The 10184-nt window shown below is 63.6% G+C and carries 9 protein-coding genes and 1 tRNA gene; 8 read left to right on the top strand and 2 right to left on the bottom strand.

Annotated features, from left to right (window positions below; all coding sequences use genetic code 11):
* Positions 1 to 47 precede the first annotated feature (47 nt).
* From ACTIMF_RS16710 to ACTIMF_RS16730, 5 genes are all read left to right on the top strand, one after another.
* Positions 48 to 1301, top strand: a complete 1254-nt coding sequence (locus tag ACTIMF_RS16710; protein WP_442351411.1) for a pyridoxal phosphate-dependent aminotransferase — start codon at positions 48 to 50, stop codon at positions 1299 to 1301.
* A gap of 87 nt (positions 1302 to 1388) precedes the next feature.
* Entirely contained in the window at positions 1389 to 3155 is a 1767-nt protein-coding gene (locus ACTIMF_RS16715; RefSeq protein ID WP_442351412.1) for an SDR family oxidoreductase, read from the top strand.
* 9 nt (positions 3156 to 3164) lie between these two features.
* Positions 3165 to 4082, top strand: coding sequence for a metal-dependent hydrolase (locus ACTIMF_RS16720; protein WP_442351413.1), 918 nt, complete (start codon positions 3165 to 3167; stop codon positions 4080 to 4082).
* 5 nt (positions 4083 to 4087) lie between these two features.
* Positions 4088 to 5209, top strand: a complete 1122-nt coding sequence (locus ACTIMF_RS16725) for a PDR/VanB family oxidoreductase (protein ID WP_442351414.1) — start codon at positions 4088 to 4090, stop codon at positions 5207 to 5209.
* A 56-nt stretch (positions 5210 to 5265) separates the two neighbouring features.
* Positions 5266 to 6027 carry a MerR family transcriptional regulator gene (locus tag ACTIMF_RS16730; RefSeq protein WP_442351415.1) on the top strand — a complete coding sequence of 254 codons (762 nt, stop codon included), beginning with the start codon at positions 5266 to 5268 and terminating at the stop codon, positions 6025 to 6027.
* 52 nt (positions 6028 to 6079) lie between these two features.
* On the opposite strand, the gene ACTIMF_RS16735 is transcribed toward ACTIMF_RS16730, so the two are convergent.
* Together ACTIMF_RS16735 and dcd are read right to left on the bottom strand one after the other, a co-directional pair.
* Complete coding sequence (locus ACTIMF_RS16735; protein ID WP_442351416.1) at positions 6080 to 7297, bottom strand: hypothetical protein; 1218 nt, start codon at positions 7295 to 7297, stop codon at positions 6080 to 6082.
* Positions 7298 to 7300: 3 nt separating this feature from the next.
* A complete protein-coding gene (dcd, locus tag ACTIMF_RS16740; RefSeq protein ID WP_442351417.1) occupies positions 7301 to 7867 on the bottom strand; it encodes a dCTP deaminase in 567 nt (188 codons plus the stop codon).
* Positions 7868 to 8016: 149 nt separating this feature from the next.
* Between dcd and ACTIMF_RS16745 the strand changes: the two genes are divergently transcribed.
* From ACTIMF_RS16745 to ACTIMF_RS16755, 3 genes are all read left to right on the top strand, one after another.
* Positions 8017 to 8090 (top strand) — tRNA-Gly (locus ACTIMF_RS16745).
* Between the two features lie 79 nt (positions 8091 to 8169).
* Positions 8170 to 8787: a hypothetical protein gene (locus tag ACTIMF_RS16750; RefSeq protein WP_442351418.1), complete on the top strand. Its 618-nt coding sequence runs from the start codon at positions 8170 to 8172 to the stop codon at positions 8785 to 8787.
* A gap of 301 nt (positions 8788 to 9088) precedes the next feature.
* Positions 9089 to 9985 carry a DUF2382 domain-containing protein gene (locus tag ACTIMF_RS16755; RefSeq protein WP_442351419.1) on the top strand — a complete coding sequence of 299 codons (897 nt, stop codon included), beginning with the start codon at positions 9089 to 9091 and terminating at the stop codon, positions 9983 to 9985.
* Positions 9986 to 10184: the final 199 nt, after the last annotated feature.

Raw genomic sequence — 10184 nt, forward strand, 5'->3', positions numbered from 1 at the left:
TCCCCGTCGAATTCAATTCGATTGCGTCAGGCTGACAGAATGTACCCATGAGTCGCCCCCACGTGTCGCACCAGAACCTGAATCTCCGCACGCTCGAGCAGTCCCAGAAGCTGCAGAACGTGTGCTACGAGATCCGAGGTCCGGTGCACGCGGAGGCGGCGCGACTCGAGTCGGAGGGGCACCGCATCCTCAAGCTGAACATCGGCAATCCTGCCTTGTTCGGGTTCGAGGCGCCGGACGTCATCCTGCGCGACATGATCCACGCACTGCCGTTCTCGCAAGGCTATTCCGAGTCGGCGGGAGTCCTGTCTGCTCGCCGCGCCGTGGTGACCCGCTACGAGCTCATCCCCGACTTCCCGTACTTCGATGTCGACGACGTGCTTCTCGGCAACGGGGTGTCCGAGCTGATCACAATGACGATGCAGGCGCTGCTCAACAACGGCGACGAGGTTCTCATCCCGACTCCGGACTACCCGCTGTGGACGGCGATGACCGCGCTGTCGGGCGGTACCCCGGTCCATTACAAGTGCGACGAGGACAACGGCTGGAATCCGAGCATCGAGGACATCGAATCGAAGATCACGCCGCGCACCAAGGCGATCGTCGTCATCAACCCGAACAACCCGACAGGTGCCGTCTACTCACGCGAGGTGCTCGAACGCCTGGTCGAGGTGGCTCGCAAGAACTCGCTGCTGATCCTCGCCGACGAGATCTACGACAAGATCCTCTACGACGGAGCCGAGCACGTCAACGTGGCGTCGCTGGCTCCGGATCTGTTGACGTTCACCTTCAACGGCCTCTCGAAGGCGTACCGCGTGTGTGGTTACCGCGCGGGCTGGGTCGTGATGACGGGGCCGAAGGACCACGCCAAGGGGTTCATCGAGGGCATGGGCATTCTGGCGTCGACGCGATTGTGTGCCAACGTCCCTGCCCAGCACGCGATCCAGGTGGCACTCGGCGGATACCAGAGCATCGACGCCCTCGTTCATCCCGGTGGCCGCCTGCTGGAGCAGCGCAACATCACGTGGGACAAGTTGAACGACATTCCGGGTGTGAGCTGTGTGAAACCGATGGGCGCACTGTACGCGTTCCCGCGGCTCGATCCCGAGGTCCACGAGATCCACGACGACGAGAAATTCGTCCAGGACCTGCTCCTTCACGAGAAGATTCTCGTGGTGCAGGGGTCGGGATTCAATTTGGACGATATGAACCATTTCCGCATCGTGACGCTACCGTGGGCGCGTGACCTGTCCGAGGCGATCGATCGGATCGGCAACTTCCTGTCGTGGTACCGGCAGTAACATATAGTATCGTCCGCTAGCAACTGCTAGCGGACCGCTGTTACCGGTGGTACCGTCTCAATGATCATTGGCACGATCGGAGACGACATGATCGATTGGCATCGCAGCGACGTCGATGCGGGCGAATTCCGCCTCGCGACGTTCTCGTACGGCGACACGGCGAACACCGACCGCCCGACGGTAGTTCTGGTCCACGGCTGGCCCGACACCCATCACCTCTGGGATCGAGTGGCCCCGCTACTCGCCGAGCATTACCGCGTATTCGCTTACGACACACGTGGTTTCGGCGAGAGCGACCGCCCGGAGGCGGTGTCGTCGTACCAGTTGGCCGACCTGGCACAGGACCTGTTCGCGGTGATCGACGCGGTCACCGACGGTCACCGCGCACACGTGGTCGCACACGACTGGGGTTCGGTCCAGACCTGGGAGTCGGTGACGACGCCCGGTGCCGAGAATGCCATCGCATCGTTCACGTCGGTGTCGGGCCCGAACCTGGATTTCCTGGGCGAGTGGGCGCGCGTCCAATTGACGACCGGAACGCTGAGCAGCGTCGGCAAGGCACTCTCCCAGGTGGCATCGTCGGCCTACACCGGGTTCTTCCAGATCCCCGGCGTCTCCGACGCGTTCTTCCGCAGTCTGGGCTCGGAGAAGCTGTGGACCGAGTTCCTCCACACGGTCGAGGGCACGCCGCGCGAGAACGTCTCGTTTGCTCCGACCCTGCGTGAGGACATGATCTCCGGGCTCAAACTCTACCGCGCCAACATCCGAGCCAAGCTCGCCTCACCGGACCCCCGTCCCACCGAGGTCCCGGTCCTCGAGGTGGTGAACGACCGCGACATCGCGCTGCGTCCGGCCATCTACGACCGTACGTACACGCACGCCGCGAAGCTGTGGCGTAAGTCGACGGCCACCGGCCACTGGCTGCCGTACACGAACCCGGACTATCTGGCGGCGACGGCGATCGAATTCATCGACTCCATCGAGAACGGGACGTCGAGCGCTCCGAACACGATCGACCGTGCACGCGTGTCCGGTCCGCCGCAGCCGCTGACCGGCAAGCTCGCCGTCGTCACCGGCGCAGGCAGCGGGATCGGACGCGAGACCGCGTACTCCTTGGCCGAGCTCGGCTGCGAGGTGGTCCTCGCCGACATCGACACCGCCGGGGCCGGCGAGACCGCCACCGAGTGCAAGGCGAAGGGCGTTCTCACCGCCGTCTACGAGCTGGACGTCTCGAAGACCGCTGCGGTCAACGACTTCGCCGCGAATGTCCTTGCGCAGCACGGTGTCCCCGACATCGTCATCAACAACGCCGGCATCGGTCTCGGCGGCAGCACACTGGACGCCACCGATGACCAGATCGACCGTCTCTTCGACATCAATCTGCGCGGCGTGATCAGCGGTAGTCGCGCGTTCGCCACGCAGATGGTCGAGCGCGGAACCGGCGGTCATATCGTGAATCTAGCGTCGGCCGCCGCATTCACCCCGTCACGAGAGCTCGGACTGTATTCAGCGAGCAAGGCAGGTGTGCTCATGTTCTCCGAGAGTCTGCGAGCCGAGCTCGCGGCCCATCGGATCGGGGTCAGCGCGATCTGCCCCGGCATCGTCAACACCAACATCACGTCGGCCACCGAGTATGCGGGCGTCGACGACCAGGAAGCCATGCGCCGCAAGGTGAGTGGCTTCTACGAGAAGCGGAACTACACGCCGGACAAGGTGGCACGCGAGATCGTCGCCGCCGTCGCGTCCAACAAGGCCGTCGTGCCCGTGACGCCGGAAGCGAAACTCGGTTACCGCGTGTACCGCTTCATCCCCTGGGCGTCGCGCATCGCGGCACGCCAGAGACTGACCCGATAGGAGACCGCGATGGCACGCACGCATGCACGCCCCCACCCGAACGTCGATACCGATCCGGGCGACGTTGAACTCCATGCCCGCAACGTCGAGTTCGACCTGTCGGAGAGTCCGCTGCACTGGATCCCGAATCACCCGGTGTCGTCGAACATGATCACAGCCTTGAATCTGCTGCTGCCCGAAGGCGAGCGGTGGTTCGTCCAGACATTCAACGAGGCGCTCCCGATGGTCAAGGACGAGAACCTCGCGGCCGACATTCGCGGTTTCGTCGGCCAGGAGGCGATGCACGCCGAGGCACACGACAAGGCCGTCCACGAGTGGTTGACCACCCGCGGCATCGACCCGAGCGGCTACCTCACCCAGATGGAGTGGGTCTTTCGTCGCGTCCTCGGACCACGCGAGGGGCAGACGCCCGAGGCCATGCAGAAGCATCTCGTCGAACGCCTCTGGCTGATCGCGGCGATCGAGCACTACACGGCCTTCCTCGGCGACTTCGCCCTGAACTGCACTTGGTCCGAGAACGGAGCCGACCCGAACATGACCGACATGTTCGTCTGGCACGGTGCCGAAGAGGTAGAGCACCGTTCCGTCGCACACGAAGTCGCAGCGTACTTCGGGGACAGCCGCCTACGCCGCGGCCGTGCCATGGGTCTGGCTCTTCCGTTTCTGCTGATCCTCCTGATCCGCGGCTTCCGGTTCATCAACAGCCAGGACCCGACATTCTCAGAGATGAGCACTCGAGCCCGAAACCTGAAGTATGTCAAGGACTATTTCGCTGAATCGCGCAAGGGCATCTTCCCAAAGGTCGGGCGCATCGTCGTGTCGACAGCGACCTATTTCAGGCCGGGATTTCATCCGTCGGAGATCGGCGACACCGCCCAGGCCGTGGCATACCTGGCGACGTCGCCGGGGGCTCGACGAGCGGGATGACGGTCATGAACCACATCAAACATCCGCACGAGACGACGCTGGCCGCCGAACCCGCGCACCTGACCGGTCGGTGGCGCCGTGATCCGTTGATGCGCGTCCTCACAGGTATCGGCAAGGTGTGGTTCCCGTTCTGGGCTCCCCTCGCGCCTCTGCGGGACGTCCCGCAGAACGACGGAGTCCAGACACTGGAGATCGTCGCCCGTGACGTCGTCGCACACGACGAGAACGTGATCGCGTTGACGTTCGCCGCACCGGACCGTTCGGTGCTTCCTCCGTGGCGTTCCGGCGCTCACCTCGACCTGCTGTTGCCGTCTGGCCGGATGCGTGAGTACTCCCTGTGCGGCGATCCGGGCGATCAGACGACCTACCGCATCGCCGTTCGTCGTATCCCGGACGGCGGCGGCGGATCAACCGAGGTCCACGACACCCTCGGTGTCGGCGACGCCATCGAGGTCAAAGGTCCGCGTAACGCGTTCCCGTTAGCGATGCCCGGATACGGGTCACCAGTCGGACGACTGCGTTTCGTCGCCGCAGGCATCGGTGTGACCCCGATCCTTCCGATGATCGCAGTGGCCGACCGTTTCGGCATCGACTGGTCGATGATCTACAGTGGCCGCACCCTCGACTCGATTCCATTCCGGGATGAGCTGGCACGCTACGGGGACCGCGTGCAGATCCGGACCGACGACGAGCACGGACTGCCGACGATGGACGAACTGGTCGGCGACGTCGGAGACAGGGGCCTCGCCGTCTACTGTTGCGGCCCGACTCCGATGTTGGAGGCTTTGCGTACGCATCTGGTCGATCGCACCGACGTCGAACTGCACTACGAACGATTCTCACCGCCCCCGATCGAGAACGGCACCGAGTTCGCGATCACGCTCGCATCGACCGGTGAGACGGAGACAGTCGCCGCCGACGAGTCGGCCCTGACCGCGCTGCGTCGGCTGCGACCGAACGCTCCGTACTCATGCCAGCAGGGCTTCTGCGGTACGTGCAAGGTGCGGGTCAGCGCCGGCGTCGTCGACCACCGCGACGGCAGCCTGCTGGAACCCGAGCGAGAGTCAGGCTACTTCCTGCCATGCGTCTCGCGGTGCGCGTCCGAGTCGCTCACCATCGAGGTGTAGGACATCTCACCTGGTTCTTCCGGCCCGACGCCTCGGGGTTTGGAAGAATCATGGGAATGACCGAATACCGAATCGACGACCTTGCGCGTGAAGCGGGCACGACGACGCGGAACGTGCGCGGCTATCAGGATCGCGGCCTGATCCCTCGGCCTGAACGTCGAGGCCGGATCGCGATCTACTGTGACGAGCATCTTTCACGGCTCCACATCATCAACGACCTGTTGGGCCGTGGCTTCACGATGACCCATATCGCGGAGTTCTTCGAGCGCATGGAGCAGGGTGAGGACATCGCAGAGGTCTTAGGCCTGCGCGAACTCGTCACCGAGCCGTGGTCGCGGACTCCGTCCCAGACAGTCACCGTCGACGAGCTGTACGAGCTACTCGGGACGGACGACCCCGAGTTGATGGCGCGGATACGCGAATCGGGTCTGATCGAACCGGTCGGCGACGGAGTGCTGCCCGAGGAGTACACGATCAACGACACCGAGAGCATCGACGGATACGTGCGCCTGATGGCAATCGGAATGCCGTTGTCGTATGTCCTCGACCTTCAGGAAAAGCTGGACGAAGACATGCGGCACGCAGCTCACACGCTGATCTCCGCCGGTCGCAGCGCGATCACCGAGGGCCGGTTCGACGGCTGGATTCCGCAAGCCGGTGAGGAGTCGGACTGGGCGACACACTTCCTCGGTGAACTGCGCAGAACCGGCCGCGTCGCCGCCCACAACACCTTGTATCGCGCGCTGGACCGAGAGCTCTCTCGTCAGCTCGACGACTACCTCGAGGTGGCACGCGAACGAAAGAACCGCCGCGACTGACGATCTGGCCCCGCCCAGCTAGTCAGAACTTCCAGCCCCCCGACGGCAGCGCCTACCCGATGACGATGGGCGGCAGCCCAGGAATCGGATTGGGGATAGTCCGCTTCCGCGGTTTCGGCTGCGGTTCGGGGCCCGGCCGCGGGCGCTCCTGAGTCTGCTGCCGCTGTGGTTCCTGCTGTTGTTGCTTCTGCGTCGTCGTCGCTTTGGGCTTGGGAGGGGGCGGCGGCGTCGAGTACTTCAGCATCTTCGCGCGCGCAGCAGCGACTTCCTTGCGGTCGGCTGAGTTCGGAATATGTGCGGGCGCAACCGTTTCGGCCTCGGAGGCCGTTTCGTTGCCAGACAGATCCCCGAGTTCGTCGATGCTCGGACCCTTGTGTTCGTGGATGTTCGTGGCGACCGCTGTGCCGACGCCGCCGAGTCCGACGAGCACGAGGATCGCGGCTGCTGCAGTGATCTGCCACCGGCGTTTACTCTCGGCTGCGCGACGCGCTTCGCCCGGATCCTCCTCGCGCTCAAGGGAAGCCTCGTCCTGAAGGTCCCGATACGGTTCGCCGAGAGCCGCGTCGAACTGTACGTTTCCGTACTCGTCGAGCCCGTAATCGGCAGGGTCGATACCGGACGCACTGAACGAGACGGGCCCGCTCTCGGACGGCGGGGCTCCCCAGGCGAGGGGTACCGGGGCTTCGGCGATCCGCGCAAAAGTGTTGGTCGGGTCGTCGTCACCGCCGAACGTGTTGGGGAACCGATCGCCCGGAGACAGTGCGGTGAAGCCGCGTTCGGTGAGCGATTCCCACAAGCCGGGCCACAGATCGGTCCCTGGGCCGAGAAGGATCGCGTCGACGGGCTGATCACCTGCGAGCTCGACGATCATGCCGTGGATTCGGTTGACTTCTGGGACTGTCGCCTCAACGATGTCAGCCCGACTCACCGCAACGAACCGCAACGTTCCGGCGCCCATCACGAAGATGCTCTCGCGGCCGTCGAACTGGTCGCGTGCTCGCGCGACCAGTTCGGTCAGTTCGGCGAAAACCGATGGCTCTGCGGCTTCCGCGACGCTCCCGTTCTCGACCAACTCCGCTGCGACACGCATGTCGAGAACGCTCGGGACGATCCGCGGTTCCGACAATGACGCGACGATCCGTCGGCGTCCGTCGACGCGACCCGTCCAAATCCCCGACTGCCCGAAGGTAAGAGCGAGCACGGCACCCGTCGGGGCTGCCGGAATGGTGAATCCGGACAGCCACGGTGCGGTGTCGTACTGATCGCTCATGAGTCAGCTCTGGAAATTCAAATACGCTTTGGACGGTGTCGGGCCGCGCTGTCCCTGGTATTTCGAGCCGACTGCAGCGCTTCCGTACGGTGACTCGGCGGGGCTCGAGAGGCGGAACAGGCAGAGTTGGCCGATCTTCATTCCCGGCCACAGCGTGATCGGCAGGTTTGCCACATTCGACAGTTCCAGCGTGATGTGGCCGGAGAAACCGGGATCGATGAATCCGGCTGTCGAGTGAGTCAGGAGACCGAGCCGACCGAGCGACGACTTACCTTCGAGCCGGCCTGCGAGGTCGTCGGGAAGCGTGCACACTTCTAGGGTCGACCCGAGCACGAACTCCCCCGGGTGCAGGACGAACGGCTCGTCGTCGGGCGGCTCGACGAGGGTCGTCAACTCGTCCTGCCGCTTCGCCGGATCGATGTGCGTGTACTTGGTGTTGTTGAAAACGCGGAAGAGTCCGTCGAGACGGACGTCGACGCTCGACGGCTGGACGAGTGTCGAGTCGAACGGGTCGATCCCAAGCCGTTCCTCGGCGATCTCGGCACGAATGTCGCGGTCAGATAGCAGCACGTAGACGAGGTTACTGCAGATAGGCGCAGTTTTCGTCATTGATGGCTCGCCGGTGGTCGGGCTCACCGGGGCAGCGATCGGAGCACACCGCGGACATGCCTTGTGATGCTCGTTTGCTATGGTGATTTCGCGCCGCTTCAGGTGGCTATGCCGATGTAGTTTAGTGGTAGAACATCAGCTTCCCAAGCTGAGAGTGCGGGTTCGATTCCCGTCATCGGCTCCATTGAATAGCCAGGTCAAAGCATTCATTCGGACTACGTCTGACTCTGACGACTGAGCAGTCGACCAATACTCTTCAGGGCATGGGCATCACTGTCACCGTTGCGGTCGCGGAATCCGTCCTCACTGATGACCAACTCAGCCGACTCGGCTTCCGTTCGCTCGGACTAGAAGTCACATCCGAAGACGTCGCCACCGTGCCGGGCGACGAACGTGCCTGCGTCATCCGCACACGGTCTTCGACGATCATCGTCGACGGCGGTGAGCGACTCATGGACGCAATCGACCAGAGCAGGATCGATTTGCCCGGAACAGTACACTTCGGTTGCACGGTCCCCAGCGTCGACTTCAGCGACTATCGCGTGGTCGTCGACGGCACGCCGGTCCGCCGACTGCGGCAAGAGGAAGGCGAGATCACCGTCGACGACGGTGCGGAATCGCCGGCCGAGTCTGTTTTCCGGATCCCAGGCGACGATGACAGCGACCCCGAAATGGACGGTGACATTCTGGTCCAGAGCCTCGGGTCAGTGAGCGGCGTCGCGCCGGATGTCGACGTCCTCGAATTGACCGGTGTCGCATACGAATCGTCCACGAACGGTGGCGCCTCGAACTCGAGCAGCGGCGGCGCGCCTGCGGCGGCGGCGAAGGCGCAGAAGAAGCGCTGGAGCGTCGGCCGCTTGTTCGGCGCACTGGGCAATTGAGCACTACGGCGCGTAGTCGAACCCTAACGAGACATCGCCATCCCCTCATAGAAACATAAGAGAACTCTGTCGATCTCCAACTCGGCTAACGGATTTCATTGACGCTCTAGCGTTTTGACCGGCAACTTAATCTCGAGTTTCCCTGATATCAATGCGCCAGGCGTCTCCGTGCCGCTGCGCATTTCTTCCGATCATGTTCGGGTGGATGGAGGCGGATCGATTCGTCGCGCAGAGACCGCGAGGATCGCACGCCAATTCCTTGAGGGGGGGACCTTGAGGACACGATGAAGGGAGATCGACTATGAGCATCACCCAGACCGACCTCGAAAAACTGATCGGCGCAAAGGCACTCGACAAGGGTGGCGACAAGATCGGAAAAGTCGACCAGATCTATCTCGACAACCAGAGCGGTGCACCGAAGTGGGCTGCTGTGAACACCGGACTCTTCGGACTCAGCAGTTCTCTGGTACCGCTCGCGGGGGCCGCAGTCTCCGGCGACGACCTTGTGGTCGCACCGACCAAGGCCGCAGTGAAGGACGCTCCGCACCTCGACGCCGATGACGGCATCAGCGCCAAGCAGGAGCAGGAACTGTACGCGCACTACGGAATTCGTCCGACCGCGACCGACAACAGCGGCAAGCATGCGGCGCAGGGCCAGGCACCACAGCGGGAGACCGCAGGCACCGCCGCAGCAGACAACGCACCTACGGGCACCGCGGCTGCAGGCACCGCGGCTGCGGGAACCACTGGCGATTCCCGACCGGCAGCCGCAGACGCAGCCACACGCGGCGCAACTGACACCGCGGCACGCCAGTCGACCGACGGCGACACCGTGATCCGTCACGAGGAACAGCTCAACGTCGACAAGCAGCAGGAGGTCACCGGCAAGGCGCGCCTCCGCAAGTACGTCGTCACAGAGACTCAGCAGGTCGAGGTGCCGGTGACTCGGGAGGAGGTCGTGGTCGAACGGACGCCGATCTCGTCCGACGAAGCGGCAAGGTTGGACGACAATTCGACGATCGGCGATGAGTCGATCGAGGTGCCGCTCCACGAAGAGCGCCTCGTGGTGAACAAGGAGCAGGTGCCAGTGGAGCGTGTGCGGGTCGGTACCGAAGCGGTCACCGAGACCAAGACGGTCTCTGATGACGTACGCAAGGAGCGTATCGATACCGAGACCGGAGATTCGCGCACGAAGTAGCCGAATCTAGTACTTCACCGACCGCAGGTCAGGCCGCGGCGCCGACTCCACACGGAGTCGGTGCTGCGGTCGTTTCGCTTTCTGCCGACGGTTAGGGGTGTGGTGCTGCGGTGCGCATCTGTTCGAACATTAGTTCTTGTCGTAGGTGAGTTATATCATTTGTGTAGTTCTCGGGTGGTGCCGGGAGCGAGGGGTTCTT

Source organism: Gordonia sp. (in: high G+C Gram-positive bacteria) (assembly GCF_052106715.1).
GTDB lineage: Bacteria > Actinomycetota > Actinomycetes > Mycobacteriales > Mycobacteriaceae > Gordonia.